The sequence below is a fragment of the Nostoc sp. genome, assembly GCF_036919815.1.
Lineage (GTDB): Bacteria > Cyanobacteriota > Cyanobacteriia > Cyanobacteriales > Nostocaceae > Nostoc.
In genome coordinates this window covers 14,404-35,155 of sequence record NZ_JBALCE010000111.1, presented here as the reverse complement: position 1 = coordinate 35,155, position 20,752 = coordinate 14,404, and the positions used below count along the sequence as shown (strand labels likewise).

The following is a 20,752-nucleotide window of genomic DNA, read 5'->3' as shown; positions in this document are numbered from 1 at the left end:
TTCTCTACGAGACGCTGCACTTCTCTACGAGAGGCTACGCCAACGGCGCTGCTCAGTGACCACGCGAACGACAGGCTCAGGGCATCGCTTTTAACTCCTAACTTTTAATTCTCCCCTCCTAACTATTTATCAATCATGGGTGACAAGTATTTGACTTTATCAGAATTGAACCTTGAAGGACAGTTATTAGGTTTTGTTGGTGGTGAACCAGGAAAATATAAATACTTGCAATTGGCAGTTCCATCTGGAAATGTGGAAATTAAACTGCCTAAAGAATTGCGCCGTTCTCTAAGCTTATCCTTAGTTCCTGGTCAGCAAATTCGCGTTTGTGGTCATAGTAAGGTAGACTCGCGCACAAGTAAAATTAAAATAAAAGCCTATCGGGTGACACCAATTGATGCGTGTCCAAATCAAGATTTACCACCTCAAACCAAAGCGAGGATTATGGTATGTCAAAAGCCTGGTTGCCTCAAACGTGGTGGTAAAGGGTTATTATCAGAATTAGAAAAAACTTTGTGCGATCGCGGTTTGTCAGACAAAGTTACCATTGAACATACTAGTTGCCAAAAATGCTGTAGCAGCGCCCCCAACTGTGTTTTACAGATTGGTAAAAAGAAATACAAGAATATTCCTACCGATGCGATCGCATCTTTGCTAGAAAGTCACTTAACAGAATAATAACCTTCTCTAGCTATTCTTCAAATAATACACAATTTTGTAGGGGTAAAATTTTACCCCTATTTGTTGTAAATATTCTTTATATAGCACTCTTGTCAAACTGCGATCGGCTAAGTTATAACTGCTGCAACCCTAGTAATAACGAATACAAACAGAACTTATAAAAGTTTTGTGTAGTCTTGTTCAAGCAGGACTACAAACTTAGTTATTATGTATAACTTTTTTGGAATTACCTTAAATACTTAAAAATAAATGTCTTTGTTTACCAATTTACTCAATCTGCATTTAGGAAATAAACCGCGTGAAGATTTTTTTACTGAGATAATTGCTTATTTTTTGTCCCTGAATAATGATATTTTACTTGGTTGGCTAAAACATCACTCAATCATTAGTGATGATAATTATTCCAGCATCAAGATTTCAACTCAACAAGAACACAAAAAACTTGAAACCCATCCAGAGGATAGCAGACTTGATATTGCGGTTGAACTTTCAACTGGTTTAAATACAGATGTAATATTTCTTGAATCAAAAATTGGCGCTAAGGATGGAAATAATGCTTTAAGAAAATATGCTGATATTTTGAGTAATTTACCAAATGTCAGACATCGAATTTTAATTTACATCACCCGTGATTATGACCCAAAAGATGAACTCAAACAATATGATTATGATCCAAAACCAGCAATCAAAGAATATTGCCTTGAGTTATCACCCAAGGTAAATTTTTTCCAACTCAGGTGGTATCAGTTTTATAGCTTCTTAAAAGAACGCACATCTGATATCTTAGCTCAAGAAATATTAATTTTTATGAGGAATAACAGAATGTCTCAGAATAATCAGTTTTCATCAGTTGACTTATTGACAATGGTAAATTTTAACAAAACTCTCAATCTCATGGAATCAACTCTCAGTGAAGAAGTTAAAAAAGAATTCAAGCAAGCTTTTGAAGGTGTCAATAAATCTGAACTGGATAGCTTTTATCAGTGGAAATCTAAAAATAGATATATAATTGGCACTAGTTTATCTAGCAGAAAATGGGATTTATGGTGCGGTCTTGGATACTTCAATTTAAATGCAAGTAATTTAACTGATTATCCATATCTAGGTATATTTTTGCAGGTTTCTCCGAATTTTGGAGAACGTCCAAAAATTATTAAATCAATGCAGAAAGTAATTAACGATAAACCCAATATCTGGACTCCTGCTAATTTAACAATTTTGCCAGCATGGTCAGCTATATTTTATCAAAAAAGCCTACAAGAATTTATATCTGAAAAAGACCATTTATCTGCTATTAAATTATTTTTCAAAGACTCAATAAAAGAATTAAAAACGGTTCAAGAACAATATTCTGACTTTCCTTGGAAGGGTGTAACTATAGAAGAAGCTACAGAACCTGATAAAGAAGAAGAGCTAGATATCTTATCATCTTCTATCGGTGGAGTTTAATCAGTTATAGCTATATTAAGATAAAATTAAGTCTGCATTCTCGTAGTTGTTATGAGCCTTACCACCGCTAAACGCTTTACTATCGCTGAATATCACCGTCTAGCTGAACTTGGCTTCTTTGAGGAGAATGACCGAGTAGAGCTAATTAAGGGTGAAATAATCCAGATGGCAGCAAAAGGTACACCACATTCTGTTTGCAGCACCCGCTTATATCGGGAGTTGTTCAAGCTGGTTCTAGAAAAGGCGATTCTTCGAGGACAAGAACCAATTATTATACCTGATGACAGCGAACCCGAACCCGATCTAGTCATTGTCCGAAATCGTACTGATGACTATTTAGAAGCTCATCCTAGCCCATCTGATGTATTGCTGGTAATTGAAATTTCTAATTCCACTTTAAAATATGACCAAGATGTAAAATTATCTGTTTATGCAGAAGCTGGTATTTCCGACTATTGGATATTTAATTTAGTAGATAACTACCTAGAATCTTACAGCGAACCTTATAAAGATTTACAAGGTAAATTTGGTTATCGCCGCAAGTTAATTTTTCTGCAAAATGAATCACTTAGTCTGCCATATTTTCCTAATTTAGTTCTGGATTTATCTAAAGTATTTCCAGGTTAATGTATGAGAGGCAATGTCTAATGACAAACCACTGCCTATCTACGTTCCACACCTCTATGTTTTGAAGACTTCCCAAGGATTAATAATAGAAATACCACACCCTTCAAAGTCAGAAAAGTTGCGTGTTGCTATAGTTGCTGCATGAGTGTAACAAATAGCTGCAATCTGAGCATCGGCTTAGGAAATAGGAGTACCATTATGTCTTCTTTGAGACGCAATATTAGCAAAAGCGACAGCAGCAGCTTGATCAAAAGGGAGAACACGCCCAGCGAAATCTTCTGAGAACATCAGTTGTGCTGCTTGACTAAGTTCATCTCGTCGTTTTCCCGCAGGAACTAAGGCTATACCATACAGAATTTCTGCTTGAGTAATTGTTGTGGTAAACAGACTCATTAACGATTGTTGAGCAGCCCAATTACGAACTAGTTCAGAGTTTTTAGGTTTCATTAATTCTGACAACACATTTGTATCAAGAATAATAATTCTTCAAACGTTGATACGGTGCGAATAGGTTCTCTAGGAATTTCCGGTAATTCAAAGTCTCCCAAATTCACAAAACGCTTCTCAATCAGAGTAGCTAGGTTTAAGGGCTGTTCATGATTTTCTATTAAAGCCATACGAATAATTTCTCTAGCTTCTTCTTCGAGAGAACAACCATGTTTTTCCGCTCGTTTTTTTAAACGAGATTTGATGTCATCATCAAGATTAGATATACTAATATTATTCATAATCAATTGATAGCATTTTTATGTCAATCTTATTATAAGGAGTATACTTGCTAATCTGATGCAAAATTCCGAATATCTTGCAGAGTTGGTAAAAGACTTTTATCCATCAGGCTATGATAAAGCTTAACAAGCAATGCTGATTTCTGAGGATCTGTTTTTTTTAGCTCCTTTAAGAATGACGGATAAGAGATACTTGCAGGTAATCAGAAAACGATACATCCTCTAAACTTTATTGTATATATAGAAACATAAAATTTGAGGTATCTGAAGCAATTGTCCTCTCCGTCCTTCTTAAATCAATCTTTCCAAGGCGTGTTGCAAATCATTTGTCACATCAGCAACAGCTTGTCTAGCAGCCAAACGATTCCCTTGATACGCCGAGTAACGCTCAGAAATAGATATGGGTTCACCCACAGTAATTTTGACTTTTTGCTTACCCAATTGCGGACGCCGCACAGCTTTATCGCCTTTGATTTTAGTAATCATCTGCCATAAAATTAAAGTTGTCTCTGCAAACCTTTCTGCCGTTGGATTTTCACGAATATAATTACCAGAAACGGCTACAAAACTTTCTACTAAACGCATGTGCCACATCCGCGCATTCGCTTCTTCCGCAACGCGATCGCCTAAAGCTTTCTCTACAGCAGATACTCCTTTTACATCCTTAAAATCTTCTCTAAATATATAATTCCAACCTGCTTGTTCTACTCGCTGACACCGATCCCTTAAACTACCTTTTGCCTGCAAATCAAAATACTGTTCTGATATTTGTAGCGCCGCATTTAATAAAGCTTGTAAACGAACTGCTAACGCTTCGTTTCTATCTTCGATCTCTACTGTTTTGGCATCTGCCAGTTTTTGATGATAGAACCGCGTGTAAAATTTTTCCATCAACGAAAGTAAATGTTCTGCCAAAGTCAACAACCGGGGATAAAGCGACTCCACAGAAGCAAGTTCTGGTGGATTCACAGGTAAACCACTAGCCGCTTCCAATTCACTTAAAAGATTTGCGATCGCATCCCAAGGAGCATCAACGTAACTATATTTAATCCCGACTGGTACAATTAGAACCTGTTCGTCGCGTCCAGCTTTTTGCAAATCTTCAGCACACCAAAAGCCTAATTGGGCGATACCAGGTTCTAGAGGGCTAATATTCTCTGATAAACCATTGGTTGCACCTTCTGGCGCAGCCGCCATCGGGAATTTCCCATTGGCGAACAAGTCACGCGCCGAACGTAACCCCGTCCAGTCAGCCTTACCGCGCTGAATCGGAGTAGCACCTAAACGAGAAGCAATCCAACCTACATAAGAACCTGCCCAGAGAGGAATGCCGCGATCGTAGATAAAATGAGCGTGAATCGGAAGTTGTAGCATTCTACCTTGCGATCGCGCTACCTTCGGCACGAGCTGAGAAAACAAGTAGCTCAAACAAAATGGATCATCTGTTTTCGGATGGCGAAATGCCAACATAAAACGGATCTTACCATCCTGAAACTGGCGATAAAGATCCACCAGAACCTCTACGTTGTCTGCTTCAATTTGGGTAATGGCTGTTTGCCAGTTAATGTAAGTTGGTAATAAAAGCTGGACAACTTGTAAAAATAAGGGGTTAAACGCCGGAGGAATAAATTCTAAGGGTGCCTGTGCTTGATAAATTACATTTGCCAAAGTAGTTTCTCCTAAAGATGCTGCGATTTCTAATCGCCCGGTGGTTATTTCTTTTAAGATATCTTAACGGCTGTAAAATGCCCCGACATTACGAGTTACGTTAGCGTAGCGGTAGCGAGTCTATGAACGTTATTACGAATTATTTTAATGAAGCGCATCTACGCAGACTTATAGACTATTTTCTGGGGAGCATCTAAGTGTTGCAAATATACCAGATGAGAAACAAAATTTTTGCTCCCTCTCCTTAGTAAGGAGAGGGTTGGGGTGAGGTTTTACAAGGCTTTTTACGAAAGATGAGATACTCCCATTTACTGCTGCGATGGAAAGCGTTGGCAGATAGTGGAGGTTTAGCAACACTTGTAAATATCAATAACAGGATAGACTCAAGCTAAATCTTGGCAATACATCTTCACTCGATAATTGTGTGGGCAGATTTCGGGCTTCCACAGTGATAAAATTGTTCGTCACTTAGGTTAACGGTGTCTAGTTTTAATGTCAGAGGACTCATAACCTAGACCTAGATTAAATAGTTGCAAAAATTAGTTGCAAAAATTATATGATGCCATATCTTAACGGCTGTAAAATGCTGATCGCGCTTGCGCTTCGCACACCACGCAGGTTTAAAAACTAGGATACCTTCTTAGTCCGCCCAGGCGGACGAAAGTTTGTGTGTCCGCGATTTATAGTCGCCTAGTGGTTTATAAACAAATTAGTGATTCTGGAAAGGAAATAAACGATGCGACTTTCACAAATGTTATTCGTTACACTGCGGGATGATCCAGCTGATGCTGAGATTCCTAGCCATAAATTATTACTCCGTGCGGGTTACATTCGTCGCATCGGTAGCGGTATTTATGCTTATTTGCCTTTAATGTGGCGGGTGCTGCAAAAAGTTTCCCAGGTTGTGCGGGAAGAAATGAACGCTACAGGCGCACAAGAATGTCTCCTACCACAATTGCAACCGGCTGATTTATGGAAGGAATCGGGACGCTGGGACACTTACACCAAAGCTGAGGGGATTATGTTTTCCCTAATCGACCGCCGTGAGCAACAATTAGGATTAGGCCCAACTCATGAGGAAGTTATTACAGCGATCGCTCGTGATATGATTCGCTCTTATCGCCAATTACCACTACATCTCTACCAAATTCAAACCAAATTCCGCGATGAAATTCGTCCCCGTTTTGGTTTGATGCGCGGACGGGAATTTATCATGAAGGACGGCTACTCTTTCCATGCCGATGAAGCCAGTCTCAAAGAAACTTACCAGGATATGTATAAAGCCTACAGCAATATCCTGCGGCGTTCTGGTTTAGCTTTTCGGGCAGTGGAAGCTGATTCTGGTGCAATTGGTGGTTCTGGTTCCACAGAATTTATGATTTTGGCAGAAGCTGGTGAAGATGAAGTTCTCTACACTCAGGATGGGAAATACGCCGCTAACGTAGAAAAGGCTGTTTCTTTACCAATTGACGCTGAACCTTCACGGTTTACAAGCTATGAGAAACGCGATACACCTGGAACAGAAACCATTGAAAAAGTCTGTCAACTCCTCAACTGTTCTCCCACTCAATTAGTGAAAAATGTCCTTTATCAGACAGTTTATGATAATGGTATAACGGTATTGGTTCTGGTGAGCATCCGAGGCGATCAGGAAGTTAATGAAGTCAAGTTGCAAAATCAATTGACCAAACTAGCTTCTGAATATGGTGCTAAAACGATTATTAGTTTAAATGTACCAAATCTAGAAGCCCAGGAAGCATGGACAGCTAAATCTCTACCTTTAGGCTACATTGCGCCAGATATTGCCGATGAGTATATTAGCGCCAATAAACAGATTCATCCCAAGTTTTTGCGCTTGGTGGATCAAACAGCCGTTGATTTAAAAAACTTTGTTACAGGTGCAAATGAAGCTGGCTATCACGTAGTTGGGGCTAATTGGGTTGAGCAACTTAAGTTACCAAACCATGTAGTAGATATACGCAAGGCAAGACCAGGCGATCGCGCCATCCACAACCTAGAACAAACTCTTGCAAGCGCCCGTGGAATTGAAGCAGGTCACATCTTCCAATTAGGCACTAAATACTCCGATGCGATGGGAGCAACTTATACCAACGAACAGGGTGAAGAAAAGCCGCTATTTATGGGTTGTTTTGGTGTAGGTGTGTCACGATTAGCACAAGCTGCCGTAGAGCAATCTTACGATAAAGATGGGATTATTTGGCCAGTTGCGATCGCACCCTACCACGCGATCATCACAATTCCTAACATTAAGGATGCTCAACAAGTCGAAATCGCCCAAAAACTTTACACAGAACTGAATCAAGCTGGAATTGAAACCCTACTAGATGACCGCGACGAACGTGCGGGAGTGAAATTTAAAGACGCTGACTTAATTGGCATACCTTATAGAATTGTAACCGGACGTGCGATCGCTAATGGCAAAGTCGAAGTTGTAGAAAGAGCCACCCGTAAATCGCAAGAAATTGTCATTGATCAACTTACAACAACACTAAAACAGTGGATTACCGCAGCAATAGAGGGTAAAAATTAAACACAAAAAGATGCATAGGTTCGCCGAGGGACTTTTGTGAAAAATACTCCGCGTTCCTCTGCGTTCCTTTGCGTTATAAATTCACTCCTCAATCATCTCCACAAAGAAAGAGATTTACATAATTTGGCAGGTGACGGATTAGAAGTAAAAATTCTAAAATTGAATCAGCGACTTACAGAATAAAAATAATCGCATTTCCCGGTTGTGGGAAACTCTCCACTTGTAAGTATCGTCCTTAACCAGGCTGCTCCTCACACAACTAGCATATCAGCCCTCAGTCAGGAAGGTTTTGAACATGAAAGACCAACAAGGATCTAATCGTATTTCTTCAGGCGTAATTGCAGCCGTATCAGCTGCGGTTGTAGCGGTGGGTGGCGGTGTAGCTTGGTTTACTTCACACTCCACCAATACTCCCGCGCCGTCAAATCCCTCCGCGCGAATCGTTCAGCCAGCACAGCCATCAACTAAGCAGCCAGGTAATGAGCAAACCGCTAACGTTTATTGGCTAAGACCAAAGGACAAAAATGTTGCTTTGGTTCCCCAGCCTGTTAAAGTAGCTTCTGTACAGCCCAACCAAGCTTTAGAAGCAGCTTTCCAAAGTTTGTTAGCAGGACCACCGGCAGGAGGGACAGATTCGACAACTATCCCCAAAACAACCAAATTGTTGGGGCTGAAAGCCGAAAATGATGAGGTTCACGTTAATTTATCCGAAGATTTTACCAGTGGTGGTGGTAGCACGTCAATGATGGGTCGCGTGGGACAAGTTGTTTATACTGCGACAACTTTAAATCCCAAAGCCAAGGTATACATTGACGTGAACGGCAAACCGTTGGATGTTTTAGGCGGTGAGGGTGTAGAGTTACAACAACCGCTAACTCGTGAAAGCTTTCAGAAAAATTATCCGCTTTAAAAAAGGAGGAGAGACGCGATTAATCGCGTCTGTACAGGAGTGAGGAGTTTTAACTCATAACTCATTTAAGCTTACCGATTACTATTTAACACACGAAAATTACGGGCTTGCTCTTCTAACCTTGTGGCAAGGCGATCGCAAACCCGATTACACAAATCAAAAATCATTTCATCTTCCACCCGGTAATAGGCACAAGTTCCTTCACTGCGGCGGCCAAGGATACCTGCTTGCCACATTACCTTCAGGTGTTTTGACACATTTGCCTGAGAAGTCTGTGTTGCCTCTACCAACTCTTGCACGCATTTTTCTTCATCCCGTAATAAGTGTAGCAGTCGCAAGCGCATCGGCTCACTTAACAGGCTGAAGTATTCAGCTACTTGTTGCACCACTTCTGGTGGTAAAGGCAACGTTTGTTTCATCAGGATTAACCCGCAAGGACTGAAAGTTTTAACGATGACTCATTTCATATATACATTAATACTTAATCAGGGTTAATTCGCATCAAAGGTTGACCATATTCTACAGCGTCACCATTTTGGAGGAGAATTTCCATCACCTGTCCAGAGACTTCGGCTTCAATTTCATTCATCAGCTTCATCGCCTCAATGATACAGACTGTTTGACCCTTGCGGATGCGATCGCCTACTTCCACAAATGCCACTTCACCCGGCGCAGGAGCGCGATAAAATGTTCCCACCATTGGGGAAGGCACTTCTACTAATCTCTGGTCAATCGTTGAGGGAGGATTTACTGGCAACTGCAATTGTGTGCCAGTCCCAGTATTCTCAAACACGCGACCTGTGGACACCTCCGTTACCTGACTTGGGGTTCCCTGGTTTCCCAAAGATGAACCCGATGTCAAGCCGGAACCTACCACACCGCCCAAGGTCGTTTGACCTATCGGTAACACCTGATTGCTGATGCTCACAGCCTTACGGACTGTTAGTTCAAAGTCATTGCTTTTGAGCGTAACTTCTGCAATATCTGTTTGTGCGATAGTTGCCAGTAGTTGGCGGATTTCATTAAAGTCCAATGGCACAGTTTTTATTACCTCGACCTATCCGTAAATTAGTATCTTAAGTGTGGCAAGGATTTAATCCCTATGTAGGGATTTAAATCGGGGGGCAAACATCTCCGTAGAGATGAAAGTTATTCCCTGCTGATATATTTATCTTCCTGAGTATCAATTTTGATGCGTTCTCCTTGGGTGATAAACAAAGGAACCATCACAATTGCACCAGTTTCCAGAGTTGCTGGTTTTGATCCACCTGTGGCAGTGTCACCTTTTATACCTGGATCTGTTTGGACAACTTCCAGAATCACAGACTTAGGCAATTCTACTCCTAGCACCTGTTCGCCCCACCGGATTACTTCGGCTTCCATACCTTCCTTGAGGTATTTGACGCGATCGCCAATTTGTGCACGAGTCAATCTACCTTCTTCATAGGTTTCCATATCCATAAAGACGAACTCATCGCCCTCTTTATAGGTATGCTGCATGGTGCTTTTTTCTAGGGTGGCTTGCGGCAGCGATTCCCCTGCTCGGAACGTTTTTTCCATTACACTCCCACTTTGGACATTTCTGAGTTTGGTTCTGACAAAGGCGGAACCTTTGCCTGGCTTGACGTGCAGGAATTCAAGCACTCGCCATACAGACCCATCTAATACAATCGAAACACCGGGTCGAAAGTCGTTACTGGAGATCATGAAACTTTCAAATTTTGGAAGACAATCGGCATTTATTGTACCCTTCTAGGGTCGTCATTGGGCATTTGTCATTAGTAATTTGTCCTTCATCCCTCCGCCCCTCTGTTCCATTCAGCACCTAACATGGGAAGATTATTGATGGGTTACGTCCAGTCAACAATTTAATACTGCATTTGAGTTATCCCATGCTTAACTTATTAAAATCCTGGCTGAAGAACAGCCTAATGGCAATACTGCTGGTAACAATATTTTTAGGCATAACTACAGCTGGGTGGACTCCCTCCAGTAGCGCCGCACTACCAGCCGGCAATGCAATTACCGACGGCAAGGCTTTGTTGCGGTATGCACTCCCGATAGATAACAAACCTGTGCGGCAACTACAAGCCAGTTTAGAGGACATCTCTGCCCAACTGCGGGCTAATCGGCGGTGGGGTGCGATTTCCAAAGATATCAGTAAAGCATCCCGCATTCTTGATAAACCCTCCCAAATCTTAACAAGCGTTCCCGAAGAACGCCAACCCCAAGCCGAAGCTTGGATTACCGAGTTGAAATCTGGGGTGGGTAAACTGCAAGAATTAGCGAACAGCAAAGATAAAGAACAAATTCTCCAAGATAGAGCTAAACTGCTGAATCTCGTTACTCGGCTAGAAGAGTCAATGGTGAAACAATTCCCCTTTGAAGTGCCTGCCCAGTATAGTAACCTGCCGCAATTAAAAGGTCATGCCACTGTAGAATTGAAAACTAACAAAGGCGATTTGACCCTGGTAGTAGACGGTTACAGCGCCCCTGTTACTGCTGGGAATTTTGTAGATTTGGTACAAAGGGGTTTTTATAATGGCTTAGAGTTTACCCGTTCTGAAGAATCTTACTTTCTCCAAACTGGAGATCCGGCTGGAAAAGAGGTCGGTTTCATAGACCCAACAACGGGGAAATATCGCGCTATTCCCCTAGAAGTCTTAGTTCAGGGCGATAAAGCGCCTACCTATGGCATTACTTTAGAAGAAGCTGGTCGTTACCTTGATATGCCAGTTCTGCCTTTCTCTGCCTTTGGTGCAGTAGTGATGGCTCGTCCCGAAAGTGAAGTAAATGGTGGTTCATCACAATTTTTCTTCTTTTTGTTTGACTCCGAACTCACGCCCGCCGGCCGCAACCTATTGGATGGTCGTTATGCCGTTTTTGGCTATCTCACCGAGGGCAAAGAAGTTTTGGATAAGCTGAAGGCGGGTGACAAAATCGAATCAGCAAAAGTGGTTCAGGGGATAGAAAATCTGGTTGAACCGAAAGCTGCATAAGAAGACACAGGGGACAGGAGAAGAATAATTCTTGTACAGACGCGATTAATCGCGTCTCTCCTGATTCAGATTTCCGGCGGTGAACACTTGATCAACTGCGTTCACGAAGTGTGCCGCAGGTATCGCTAATTCGGGAAAAGTCCGCGATTCAACTTGCTGAATCCCTGTAAAAACTGTTTCTTCGTAAAATCCATCTTCCAGTACTAACACCGAAATTTTCGCTTCCAGTGGGTCTACAATCCAATATTCAGTAACCTCTAAGGCTGCATATTCCGATCGCTTATAACGATAATCCCGTTTCACCGATTCAGGACTAACCACCTCGACAATTAGTAACGGTGGTGATTCAAATACTGCTGAAGCATTCAACAATTCTCTGGCTTGCTCTATTGTCACTACACACAAATCAGTCAACCTAGATTTATTTCTACCCGTTCTCACCCCACTTACCCGAAAACACAGCCAAGTAGAATTACAACGTTTGATTTCTGCTTTCAAGGCAGTATCCAAAAAATCGACAATCAGGAAATGTTCAATAGTCGGTGGATTCATTAGCTCTAGCTTGCCATCCACCAGTTCATAATGAAAATCGTTGCCATCATCATAGGTTAAGTACTCCTCAAAGGTGATGCTGGTTACTGGTGTACTGACCATCCCAACTGTCTCCTAAACAATACCCATATCTTAAATCGTAAAGCGAGGGAAATGAGAGATAAAGAAGCAGGGTGAGAAATGCCCAATACTTCGGCTTCGCTCAGTACAAGTGCCCAATGCCCAATGCCCAATGAACAGTGAATTATCTTCTCAACAAGTAAAAGACATTGGTGAACAAGGTCTTTTAGAAAGATTACAGCGCTTCTGCCCTCCAGAAATTATTGGCGATGATGCCGCAGTAATTGAGACTGCACCAGAGCAATCTTTAGTAGTGACTACAGATGTGCTAGTTGATGGCGTACATTTTAGCAACCTCACCACTTCCCCAGAAGATGCTGGTTGGCGAGCTGCTGCTGCCAATTTATCAGATTTAGCGGCAATGGGTGCTTCGCCATTGGGAATCACCGTCGGGTTGGGACTTCCGGGTGAAGTTAGGGTGAGTTGGGTTGAGCGACTATACCAGGGAATGACAGAATGCCTGCAAAAATACAATACTTCAATTGTCGGGGGTGATGTCGTGCGATCGCCTGTTACCACTCTGGCAATTACTGCTTTTGGTCAAGTTCACCCTCATCAAATTATCCGCCGTTCTGCTGCTGTTGTCGGAGATGCGATCGTCGTTACAGGTGTTCATGGAGCCTCCCGTGCTGGCTTAGAACTGCTCTTGCATCCCGAAGTACGACAAGACCTCAACCACGAAGAAAAGACGGCTCTAATCCGCGCACACCAGCGCCCACAGCCCCGATTAGATGTCTTACCAATCCTCTGGAAAATCTTAGCATCCCCATACCCAATGCCCAATGCCCAATGCCCAATGCCCATTTCTGGTATGGATAGCAGCGATGGTTTGGCAGATGCGATTATCCAAATTTGCCGCGCCAGTGGCGTTGGCGCTGTTCTAGAACACAGACAAATTCCCTTACCAAAAACTTTTAACCATTGGCTGACAGAAGACCAAGCGCTAGAATATGCTCTATACGGTGGCGAAGACTTTGAATTAGTGCTGTGCTTGCCACAAGAGTTAGCATCAGCCTTAGTGCAACATCTTGGTGAAGGTGCTGCGATCGTGGGCAGGATTACAGCTGGATCAACAGTATTATTGCACGACGAACAAAAAAAACTTCCTGACCAAGTTCTGAGTCTTAGCCAGGGATTTCAACACTTCAAGAGTTAGAAGTTATGAGTTATAAGTTTTAATTCCTAACTCCTAACTCCTAACTTTTTAATTATTCCCACTTCTCGGCTACTAATTCAGCCAAATCCAAAACTCGTTGGCTATAACCCCACTCGTTGTCATACCACGCCATAACTTTCACTAAGTCATTACCTAAGACAAAAGTCAAGTTGGCATCGACAATCGAAGAAGCATCATGACCTTGATAATCAGACGATACCAATTCTAGTTCGCTATAATCCAAAATGCCTTTGAGTGGACCTTCAGCAGCATCTTTAAGAGCTTGGTTAACTTCTTCCGTAATAGTACGCTTCTCAACCTGAACTACGAAATCTACCATTGAAACGTTCGGGGTAGGTACACGCAAGGCAACGCCATTTAGCTTGCCTCTAAGCTCTGGGATAACCAGCGCTACTGCTTTTGCTGCACCCGTGGAGGTGGGTACAATATTTATTGCTGCTGCCCTCGCCCGTCGCAAATCTCGGTGAGAAGCGTCTAGCAAGCGCTGATCGCCTGTATAACTATGGGTGGTGGTCATCGTGCCTTTGATGATCCCGAACTTATCATTCAACACCTTGGCGATCGGTGCCAAGCAGTTGGTTGTACAGCTAGCGTTACTGATAATGTGGTGTATGTTGTGGTCATAGTCGTGATGATTCACACCAATTACAAAAGTACCATCCTCGTTTTTACCAGGAGCGGTAATCAGAACTTTCTTGGCTCCAGCTTTCACATGCTTGAGCGCTCCTTCTTTGCTAGTAAACACCCCGGTTGCTTCGATAATTAGGTCAATTCCCCAATCTTTCCAGGGTAACTTTTCTGGGTTGCGATCAGATACGCACTTAATGGTCTTACCGTTAACGATGATCGAGTTATCATCGGCACTAATCTCAGCACCCTTAATCTTCCCTAGCATTGAGTCATACTTCAGCAGGTGAGCATTAGTTCTAGGGTCTGATGTGTCATTAATAGCGACAAGATCGATTTTACTATTTTCTCTACCCACCCAGCAACGCGTAAAGTTACGTCCAATCCGCCCGAAACCGTTGATTGCAACTCTAATCACAGTGTCTTGCCCTCTGTATTTATGCTTATATGTTGATATCGTTGACCCCAATCATATCGCAAAGGGGGGAAGGACTCTTAACCATAAAGTGTTAGATCAATAAAAAAACACATAATTTATTCAGATTTGTGGGAATAGAGGTTGTTGTTAGTGATATATGATCTAACCGATTCCGGGACTAAATAACGAATTGACTGGCATTCGTGGCAAAATTTGCGAATTAGACTTGACGAAACTCCTACTAAAGGTATATCCAAGAGTTGCCAGTGAATGGTATATGACTGCTCCCTGATTTGTTCCTCCACTTGCTTGCAGATTAATTTGCTTTGAGTTATAGTCTCACCACCTAGCAGTCGGGGTGCGATTAACCAATCACACATTTGTGCTAGTTCGTGTCCACGATACCAACGGGGTAAGGTTTGGAAAGCATCCAAACCCACAATCCAGTACCAGTGAGTATTTGGGTAACAAGCAGATAAGTCGATCACGGTGTTAATGGCATAGGAAGTCTCAGAGCGATTTGCCTCCAGTAGTGAGACAGTAAACGCTGGGTTATCTTTTATGGCTAATTGCAGCATTTGGACACGATGCTCAAACAAAGCTGCTTCTTTGTGAGGAGGATTTAGGGATGGCACCCAAATTACCTTTTCAAGGGATACTTGATGCAAAGCTGTCTCGCCTACGAGCAGGTGTCCCCAATGAATTGGATTAAATGTGCCACCAAAAATTGCCAGTTGTTGCATCCAGTTATGCCTGGGTTTTATGCAATTGAAAAATAGTTTCATTACCAATGTACTATTGTACTCAATTGACGCCTAGACTTGATGCAATTTCAAATCAGTTTCACTAAACAATGTATTATGTAGCCAATTCCAGTAAGGTAGCCAAAAATATGTATTTGACATTACAAGAATTTCTTTCCCGATGCGGCCAAAATTTTCCGAATAATTTTAACAACAGTTCAAAAATAGCAAAAACCTCCAACCAAGGTAAAATCATTCTGAACAAGGAAAACCATAGCGGAAACATCATTCGGGCATCAAACATGAACATGATATAGGAGCAGTTACGGTAGAAAATCAAATTCCTGTTATGATACGCGTGTCATTTGTGATTATGGTGTGGTTTGGTGTAAGAGGAGCAATAAATGACTAATTCTGTAGATTTTAGTGGTAGACCATTTCATTTCATTGGTATCGGTGGCATAGGTATGTCTGCTCTGGCATACGTTCTCGCCAAGCGTCAATTTCCAGTATCAGGTTCGGATCTTCGTGCAAACCACATTACGCACAAGTTGGAATCTATCGGTGCTCATATTTTTGATAGACAAGAGGCAAGCAATCTCGAATTCTTTCGCCCTCAGGTATTGGCGAATGCAGTAGTATTAAATTCACAAGAACAATTATCTACTACTACTAAGTCAAAACTGCCTCAAGTCATTTGTTCAACAGCAATTAACACGAATAATTTAGAATACAAAGCAGCGCTGGAATTAGGTTGTCCAATTTTACATCGTTCAGATGTACTGGCAGCTTTAATTGCCGATTACTATAGTATTGCAGTGGCAGGAACACACGGCAAAACTACAACCAGTAGCATGATTGGCTATATGCTTCTGCAAGCTGGTTTAGACCCAACGATTTTAGTCGGTGGCGAAGTTAATGCTTGGTCTGGTAATGCTCGATTGGGACAAAGCCAATATTTGGTAGCCGAAGCAGATGAATCTGATGGTTCCTTGATAAAACACGCTCCAGAGATTGGCATCATCACCAATATTGAACTCGATCATCCTGACCATTACGATACATTAGAAGAAGTCATTGACATCTTCCAGACATTTGCTAAGGGTTGTAAAACGTTGATAGGTAGCATTGATTGTGTTACAGTCCGCGATCGCTTGCAACCGACAATTAGCTACAGCTTATACTCAGATACAGACGCTGATTACACCGTCACTAATATTGATTATCGTGCTAATGGCACCACGGCTCTAGTTTGGGAAAGAGGCAAAGCTTTGGGTGTATTGAAGTTGCGGCTGCTCAGTCGGCACAATCTCAGTAATGCCCTAGCAGCAGTGGCTGTTGGTCGCGTCTTGGGCTTAGAATTTGGAGAAATTGCCAAAGGTATCGCCACCTTTGAAGGAGCAAGACGCCGCTTTGAGTTCCGGGGTGAAGTCGATGGCATTACCTTCATAGATGATTATGCTCATCATCCCAGCGAGATTCGCGTTACTCTTGCCGCAGCACGTTTACAGGCAAGACCAGGGCAAAGAGTGGTTGCCATCTTCCAGCCCCATCGCTATAGCCGTACACTCACCTTTTTAGAAGAATTTGCCGAGTCGTTTACCCATGCTGATTTGGTTGTGCTGACAGATATTTACAGTGCAGGTGAACCAAATTTAGGGCAAATTAGTGGTGAACATCTAGCGGGGGAAATTGCTAAACAGCATTCGCAGGTAGTTTATCGACCAACTTTACCCTCAGTGTGTGAGTTTTTGGTGCAAACACTACGCCCAGGAGATTTGGCGCTGTTTCTGGGGGCTGGGAACTTGAATCAGGTGATTCCTGAAGTAATGGCGACACTTTCCGAACCTGTTAAAGCCACATCCTAAGTGGAGACTTTGCAAAGTTTTATTTCTGAGCAAAGCGCCCGGTTAACTCTATTACCGTATTTTTGCGGTAAATAAATGTAAAAATTTTACCAATATAAAGTAAAAATGACAATTTCCCAGGCAGCTGCAAACGTCTGCACGGTTTCTGCTTTGAATACAAAGAAACACCAAACAACTAATTCGGTGGAGAGTGAAGTAATTTACTTACCCAATACTGATTGTGCGATCAAGTCTCAGGCTTCCTTGTCAGCGTTTACTTCCTATAGAGTTGGGGGAGCCGCTGATTGGTACGTTGCCCCCCGAAACTTAGAAGCACTGCAAGCAAGTCTTAAATACGCAAAAGAACGTGATTTAAAGGTGACAACACTGGGAGCAGGTTCTAACTTACTGGTGAGCGATCGCGGTATAACAGGGTTAGTCATTGCTACTCGTCATCTCCGCTTCAGCCACTTTGATCCAGATACAGGTCAATTAACCGTTGCTGCTGGAGAATCAATTCCCAGTTTGGCATGGGCAGCAGCAGAATTAGGCTGGCAAGGATTGGAGTGGGCTGTTGGCATCCCCGGAACAGCCGGAGGTGCCGTGGTGATGAATGCCGGGGCACATAATAGCTGTATCGCAGATATGTTAGTTAGCGCCCAGGTACTTTTACCCGATGGTACGCTGGAAACTCTTACCCCCGATCAGTTAGGTTATAGCTACCGGACTTCATTATTGCAAAGTGGGGAGTCTCCTTCTCCTGGCGGCGAGAGGCGTTGCCAACGTATAGTCACCCAAGCCACCTTACAACTCGCGCCAGGTGCTGACCCCGCAAAAGTTGTGGCAATCACCAAACAACACAAAAAGCATCGATTGAGTACCCAACCATACAACTTCCCCAGTTGTGGCAGTGTGTTCCGCAATCCTAAACCTTACAGTGCTGGCTGGTTAATTGAACAAACTGGTCTGAAAGGCTATCAAATTGGTGGAGCGCAAGTAGCACTACTCCATGCTAATTTCATCGTTAACCGTGGTGGAGCAAAAGCTAGTGACATCTTCTGTCTAATTCGCCACATCCAACATCAGGTACAAGAACATTGGTCTATTAATTTAGAGCCAGAAGTCAAAATGCTCGGAGAGTTTCAAGCTGCTTGTGGATAAAGAATGGGGACTGGGGGAGGCACGGGGAGAAATAACCGATGCCCAATTCCCAATTCCCACTCCCCACTCCCATTCGGCTACGCTCACGGCAAGCCCACTCCCGACTCCCCATTTTATGACGCATTAATTATTGGTAAAAAAAGAGGCAAATTACTTACCGCATCTATAATTGAATTTGATTTGTTATTCAACGCACACGCGTACAAATAATTATGACAGGAAAAGGACAGGGATTCGGCTTTGGCTTAGGAAAAATGAAGGAACTGGCCGAAGCTTTTAAGAAAGCGCAGCAAGTTCAAGAAGGCGCAAAGCGACTCCAAGAAGAATTGGAGCAAATGGAGATTCTAGGAGAATCTGGCGGTGGTCTGGTAAAGGTGATTGTCAGTGGGAACCAAGAACCCAAGCGAGTGGAAATTTCTCCAGATGCTTTAGGCGAAGGTGCAGAAGTACTTTCCGATCTGGTGACAGTGGCAATGAAAGAAGCCTACAACAAGTCCACTGCAACAATGCGGGAACGTATGGAAGAATTAACCAGTGGACTGGAACTTCCTGGATTTTAGTCAAGAGTCATTGGTCATTAGTCATTGGTCAAATGACTAATGACTATTGACAAAGAACAAAAAATATCTATGCCTTACAAGTTGCTATTTGTCTGCTTAGGTAACATCTGCCGATCGCCATCGGCAGAAAACATTATGAATCATCTAATTGAGCAGGCTGGCTTGAGCGCTAGCATCCTCTGTGACTCTGCTGGTACATCTAGTTATCACATTGGTAGCCCACCTGACAGACGCATGAGTGCTGCGGCTGCTACAAAGTTGGGAATTAAACTGCGTGGCCGAGGACGCCAATTTCAAAAATCAGACTTTCAAGACTTTGATTTGATTTTGGCAATGGATGAAGAAAATTATCAGAATATCCTCACTCTGGATCAAACTAAGCAATATCAGCATAAAGTGCATTTGATATGCGAGTTTTGCTCTCGACACACCCTAAAGGAAGTTCCAGACCCCTATTACGGTGGTGAAGAGGGATTTAATCAGGTTATTGATTTACTGATCGATGCTTGTGAAGGTCTGCTGACAAAAGTTATGAGTTATGAGTTATGAGTTAAAACTCCTGTACAGACCCGATTAATCGCGTCTCTCTTTTATTCCACCAAACCATGCTTAATCGCAAAACGTACTAATTCCGCTCGGTTGCTGGTTGAGGTTTTTCTCAATAAACTGCTAACGTACTTTTCCACGGTTCTAGGACTCAGATGTAGCTGATGACCCATTTCGGCATTAGAAAGACCATGAGTCAATAACTCTAAGACTTCCTGTTCTCTACGAGTTAGGGGTGAGTGCAGATGGGATTTCTGAATTTGAGTGGAGAGAGAATTATGGGTGTTCGCTGCTTTTGTCGAGGCGGAAATATCCAAATTCTCTTTATGAGAAAACTGGTACGCTGATTGAATGATTTGCGATCGCTCCAAAAGATTGCGGATTGCTGCTGCTAACTCTTCCAGTTCAAAAGGCTTGGGTAAGTATAAATCGCACCCTGACTGGTAGCCCAGAATTCTTTCCTGGGTCTTAGTGCGTACCGTTAATAAAATTACAGGCAATAAACGAAACACTGCTTGTTGACGCACCCGGCGCACCAGTTCATAGCCATTCATCTGTGGCATGACGATATCCGTGACAATCAAATCAGGATGATACTCATCCACCATAACCAAAGCCTCTTGACCGTCATTAGCCGTGATCACGGAGTAGCCAGCCAGTTCCAGATAGTCGCTAACAGACAGACGAGTGCCCAAATCATCATCCACTACAAGGATCGTTAAGGGCATGGACAATACACCCCTAGCATTTTTTGACTCAGAAATTTGCTTTTACGTACTCCATTAGTGAACACAGACAGGTAAGAATAGTGTTCTTATGTTTCATACTATGACAATATGACCAGCTAATAACTGCATCAAGTTTTATTTATAAAGAAAATCTTAAATCTTTAGGATATGTTTATGAAGTGTAGCTCACCTTTGAGTCCCTCTGCTGGGGAGGGATAGAGAGCTTTGTAATTTGTAACAACTCCTCAATAAAGCACAGTAAATGCTCCCCATAGTGTAAATTAATATTAAATTAATTAATAATTTCCCAAAAGCTAGGTAAGTGGGCGTAAATAATCAAAGGTTTGTAGTCAGGGCTTCAGCCCGGAAAATCTGGCTGAATTCCTTACTAAGAGCCAATTTTAATTAATTTTAGATTGCGTAATATAGTTTAATTTATTCTTGCCTACTTACTGAAGTAAGTATAAATATCTTTTGTTTTTTTGTCCTTAGTGATTAATCCTTAGCCAATCACTAAGGATTATTGGTGTCAGGTAACTTCAAGTTCTCAGAAAACTTTTAATTGCCAACTTATAAAAGTTAAATTAGTGATATACACTTGAGCATTTATAGCGGTTTTAAAATACACCCTATAAATCACAAAGCAATCCCAATAATTTT

The 20,752-nt window shown here is 42.3% G+C and carries 20 protein-coding genes and 1 pseudogene; 11 read left to right on the top strand and 10 right to left on the bottom strand.

Annotation, left to right across the window (positions count from 1 at the left end; genetic code table 11):
* Positions 1–135 precede the first annotated feature (135 nt).
* The 3 genes from V7K15_RS25390 (at position 136) to V7K15_RS25380 (ending at position 2,757) form a co-directional block, all read left to right on the top strand.
* A complete protein-coding gene (locus tag V7K15_RS25390; RefSeq protein ID WP_334910020.1) occupies positions 136–678 on the top strand; it encodes a (2Fe-2S) ferredoxin domain-containing protein in 543 nt (180 codons plus the stop codon).
* 252 nt (positions 679–930) lie between these two features.
* The gene (locus V7K15_RS25385) at positions 931–2,130 is read left to right on the top strand and encodes a PD-(D/E)XK nuclease family protein (RefSeq protein ID WP_334910018.1); all 1,200 of its coding nucleotides are present in this window, start codon (positions 931–933) and stop codon (positions 2,128–2,130) included.
* 51 nt (positions 2,131–2,181) lie between these two features.
* Positions 2,182–2,757 (top strand): Uma2 family endonuclease, encoded by a 576-nt coding sequence (locus V7K15_RS25380; RefSeq protein ID WP_334910016.1) that lies wholly within the window; start codon positions 2,182–2,184, stop codon positions 2,755–2,757.
* Between the two features lie 54 nt (positions 2,758–2,811).
* Here the strand turns inward: V7K15_RS25380 and V7K15_RS25375 are convergent.
* The 3 genes and pseudogenes from V7K15_RS25375 to V7K15_RS25365 all read right to left on the bottom strand — a co-directional run bounded on the left by V7K15_RS25375 (position 2,812) and on the right by V7K15_RS25365 (position 5,153).
* Positions 2,812–3,240 (bottom strand): annotated as a pseudogene (locus V7K15_RS25375) (type II toxin-antitoxin system VapC family toxin).
* Entirely contained in the window at positions 3,204–3,485 is a 282-nt protein-coding gene (locus V7K15_RS25370; protein ID WP_334910014.1) for a FitA-like ribbon-helix-helix domain-containing protein, read from the bottom strand. The pseudogene V7K15_RS25375 and the gene V7K15_RS25370 overlap by 37 nt, the downstream one beginning before the upstream one ends.
* A 291-nt stretch (positions 3,486–3,776) precedes the next feature.
* Entirely contained in the window at positions 3,777–5,153 is a 1,377-nt protein-coding gene (locus V7K15_RS25365; protein WP_334910012.1) for a 1-acyl-sn-glycerol-3-phosphate acyltransferase, read from the bottom strand.
* 736 nt (positions 5,154–5,889) lie between these two features.
* Between V7K15_RS25365 and V7K15_RS25360 the strand changes: the two genes are divergently transcribed.
* Together V7K15_RS25360 and V7K15_RS25355 are read left to right on the top strand one after the other, a co-directional pair.
* Complete coding sequence (locus tag V7K15_RS25360; protein ID WP_334910010.1) at positions 5,890–7,704, top strand: proline--tRNA ligase; 1,815 nt, start codon at positions 5,890–5,892, stop codon at positions 7,702–7,704.
* Between the two features lie 295 nt (positions 7,705–7,999).
* The gene (locus V7K15_RS25355; protein ID WP_334910008.1) at positions 8,000–8,614 is read left to right on the top strand and encodes a GerMN domain-containing protein; all 615 of its coding nucleotides are present in this window, start codon (positions 8,000–8,002) and stop codon (positions 8,612–8,614) included.
* Between the two features lie 71 nt (positions 8,615–8,685).
* Here the strand turns inward: V7K15_RS25355 and V7K15_RS25350 are convergent, their stop codons facing one another.
* The 3 genes from V7K15_RS25350 to efp form a co-directional block, all read right to left on the bottom strand.
* Complete coding sequence (locus tag V7K15_RS25350) at positions 8,686–9,033, bottom strand: ArsR/SmtB family transcription factor (RefSeq protein WP_292795443.1); 348 nt, start codon at positions 9,031–9,033, stop codon at positions 8,686–8,688.
* Between the two features lie 62 nt (positions 9,034–9,095).
* A complete protein-coding gene (gene accB, locus V7K15_RS25345; RefSeq protein ID WP_334910006.1) occupies positions 9,096–9,653 on the bottom strand; it encodes an acetyl-CoA carboxylase biotin carboxyl carrier protein in 558 nt (185 codons plus the stop codon).
* Between the two features lie 110 nt (positions 9,654–9,763).
* Positions 9,764–10,321, bottom strand: a complete 558-nt coding sequence (gene efp, locus V7K15_RS25340) for an elongation factor P (protein ID WP_334910004.1) — start codon at positions 10,319–10,321, stop codon at positions 9,764–9,766.
* A gap of 185 nt (positions 10,322–10,506) precedes the next feature.
* Between efp and V7K15_RS25335 the strand changes: the two genes are divergently transcribed.
* Positions 10,507–11,613, top strand: coding sequence for a peptidylprolyl isomerase (locus tag V7K15_RS25335; protein ID WP_334910002.1), 1,107 nt, complete (start codon positions 10,507–10,509; stop codon positions 11,611–11,613).
* Positions 11,614–11,658: 45 nt separating this feature from the next.
* Here the strand turns inward: V7K15_RS25335 and V7K15_RS25330 are convergent, their stop codons facing one another.
* Entirely contained in the window at positions 11,659–12,267 is a 609-nt protein-coding gene (locus V7K15_RS25330) for a Uma2 family endonuclease (RefSeq protein WP_334910000.1), read from the bottom strand.
* 130 nt (positions 12,268–12,397) lie between these two features.
* Here V7K15_RS25330 and thiL point away from each other — a divergent pair, with 130 nt between their 5' ends.
* Positions 12,398–13,441, top strand: a complete 1,044-nt coding sequence (gene thiL, locus V7K15_RS25325; protein WP_334909998.1) for a thiamine-phosphate kinase — start codon at positions 12,398–12,400, stop codon at positions 13,439–13,441.
* A gap of 52 nt (positions 13,442–13,493) precedes the next feature.
* On the opposite strand, the gene V7K15_RS25320 is transcribed toward thiL, so the two are convergent.
* Positions 13,494–14,507 (bottom strand): type I glyceraldehyde-3-phosphate dehydrogenase, encoded by a 1,014-nt coding sequence (locus V7K15_RS25320; protein WP_334909996.1) that lies wholly within the window; start codon positions 14,505–14,507, stop codon positions 13,494–13,496.
* A gap of 116 nt (positions 14,508–14,623) precedes the next feature.
* The gene (nadD, locus tag V7K15_RS25315; RefSeq protein ID WP_334909994.1) at positions 14,624–15,250 is read right to left on the bottom strand and encodes a nicotinate (nicotinamide) nucleotide adenylyltransferase; all 627 of its coding nucleotides are present in this window, start codon (positions 15,248–15,250) and stop codon (positions 14,624–14,626) included.
* 404 nt (positions 15,251–15,654) lie between these two features.
* On the opposite strand from nadD, the gene murC reads away from it, so the two are divergent.
* The 4 genes from murC to V7K15_RS25295 all read left to right on the top strand — a co-directional run bounded on the left by murC (position 15,655) and on the right by V7K15_RS25295 (position 19,367).
* On the top strand, positions 15,655–17,118 hold the full coding sequence (murC, locus tag V7K15_RS25310) for a UDP-N-acetylmuramate--L-alanine ligase (protein ID WP_334909992.1): 1,464 nt from the start codon (positions 15,655–15,657) through the stop codon (positions 17,116–17,118).
* A gap of 105 nt (positions 17,119–17,223) precedes the next feature.
* Positions 17,224–18,258 carry a UDP-N-acetylmuramate dehydrogenase gene (murB, locus tag V7K15_RS25305; protein ID WP_334909990.1) on the top strand — a complete coding sequence of 345 codons (1,035 nt, stop codon included), beginning with the start codon at positions 17,224–17,226 and terminating at the stop codon, positions 18,256–18,258.
* Positions 18,259–18,470: 212 nt separating this feature from the next.
* On the top strand, positions 18,471–18,818 hold the full coding sequence (locus tag V7K15_RS25300; protein ID WP_069070420.1) for a YbaB/EbfC family nucleoid-associated protein: 348 nt from the start codon (positions 18,471–18,473) through the stop codon (positions 18,816–18,818).
* A gap of 69 nt (positions 18,819–18,887) precedes the next feature.
* Positions 18,888–19,367: a low molecular weight protein-tyrosine-phosphatase gene (locus tag V7K15_RS25295; RefSeq protein ID WP_334910057.1), complete on the top strand. Its 480-nt coding sequence runs from the start codon at positions 18,888–18,890 to the stop codon at positions 19,365–19,367.
* A 41-nt stretch (positions 19,368–19,408) separates the two neighbouring features.
* On the opposite strand, the gene V7K15_RS25290 is transcribed toward V7K15_RS25295, so the two are convergent.
* Complete coding sequence (locus V7K15_RS25290) at positions 19,409–20,092, bottom strand: response regulator transcription factor (RefSeq protein ID WP_334909988.1); 684 nt, start codon at positions 20,090–20,092, stop codon at positions 19,409–19,411.
* Between the last annotated feature and the right edge of the window lie 660 nt (positions 20,093–20,752).

What these genes read in the sequence shown, in the direction of transcription:
- V7K15_RS25390 (WP_334910020.1), top strand. Translation starts at nt 136, where the DNA reads ATGGGTGACAAGTATTTGACTTTATCAGAATTGAACCTTGAAGGACAG.
- V7K15_RS25385 (WP_334910018.1), top strand. Translation starts at nt 931, where the DNA reads ATGTCTTTGTTTACCAATTTACTCAATCTGCATTTAGGAAATAAACCG.
- V7K15_RS25380 (WP_334910016.1), top strand. Translation starts at nt 2,182, where the DNA reads ATGAGCCTTACCACCGCTAAACGCTTTACTATCGCTGAATATCACCGT.
- V7K15_RS25370 (WP_334910014.1), bottom strand. Translation starts at nt 3,485, where the DNA reads ATGAATAATATTAGTATATCTAATCTTGATGATGACATCAAATCTCGT.
- V7K15_RS25360 (WP_334910010.1), top strand. Translation starts at nt 5,890, where the DNA reads ATGCGACTTTCACAAATGTTATTCGTTACACTGCGGGATGATCCAGCT.
- V7K15_RS25355 (WP_334910008.1), top strand. Translation starts at nt 8,000, where the DNA reads ATGAAAGACCAACAAGGATCTAATCGTATTTCTTCAGGCGTAATTGCA.
- V7K15_RS25350 (WP_292795443.1), bottom strand. Translation starts at nt 9,033, where the DNA reads ATGAAACAAACGTTGCCTTTACCACCAGAAGTGGTGCAACAAGTAGCT.
- efp (WP_334910004.1), bottom strand. Translation starts at nt 10,321, where the DNA reads ATGATCTCCAGTAACGACTTTCGACCCGGTGTTTCGATTGTATTAGAT.
- V7K15_RS25335 (WP_334910002.1), top strand. Translation starts at nt 10,507, where the DNA reads ATGCTTAACTTATTAAAATCCTGGCTGAAGAACAGCCTAATGGCAATA.
- V7K15_RS25330 (WP_334910000.1), bottom strand. Translation starts at nt 12,267, where the DNA reads ATGGTCAGTACACCAGTAACCAGCATCACCTTTGAGGAGTACTTAACC.
- thiL (WP_334909998.1), top strand. Translation starts at nt 12,398, where the DNA reads ATGAACAGTGAATTATCTTCTCAACAAGTAAAAGACATTGGTGAACAA.
- nadD (WP_334909994.1), bottom strand. Translation starts at nt 15,250, where the DNA reads ATGCAACAACTGGCAATTTTTGGTGGCACATTTAATCCAATTCATTGG.
- murC (WP_334909992.1), top strand. Translation starts at nt 15,655, where the DNA reads ATGACTAATTCTGTAGATTTTAGTGGTAGACCATTTCATTTCATTGGT.
- murB (WP_334909990.1), top strand. Translation starts at nt 17,224, where the DNA reads ATGACAATTTCCCAGGCAGCTGCAAACGTCTGCACGGTTTCTGCTTTG.
- V7K15_RS25300 (WP_069070420.1), top strand. Translation starts at nt 18,471, where the DNA reads ATGACAGGAAAAGGACAGGGATTCGGCTTTGGCTTAGGAAAAATGAAG.
- V7K15_RS25295 (WP_334910057.1), top strand. Translation starts at nt 18,888, where the DNA reads ATGCCTTACAAGTTGCTATTTGTCTGCTTAGGTAACATCTGCCGATCG.
- V7K15_RS25290 (WP_334909988.1), bottom strand. Translation starts at nt 20,092, where the DNA reads ATGCCCTTAACGATCCTTGTAGTGGATGATGATTTGGGCACTCGTCTG.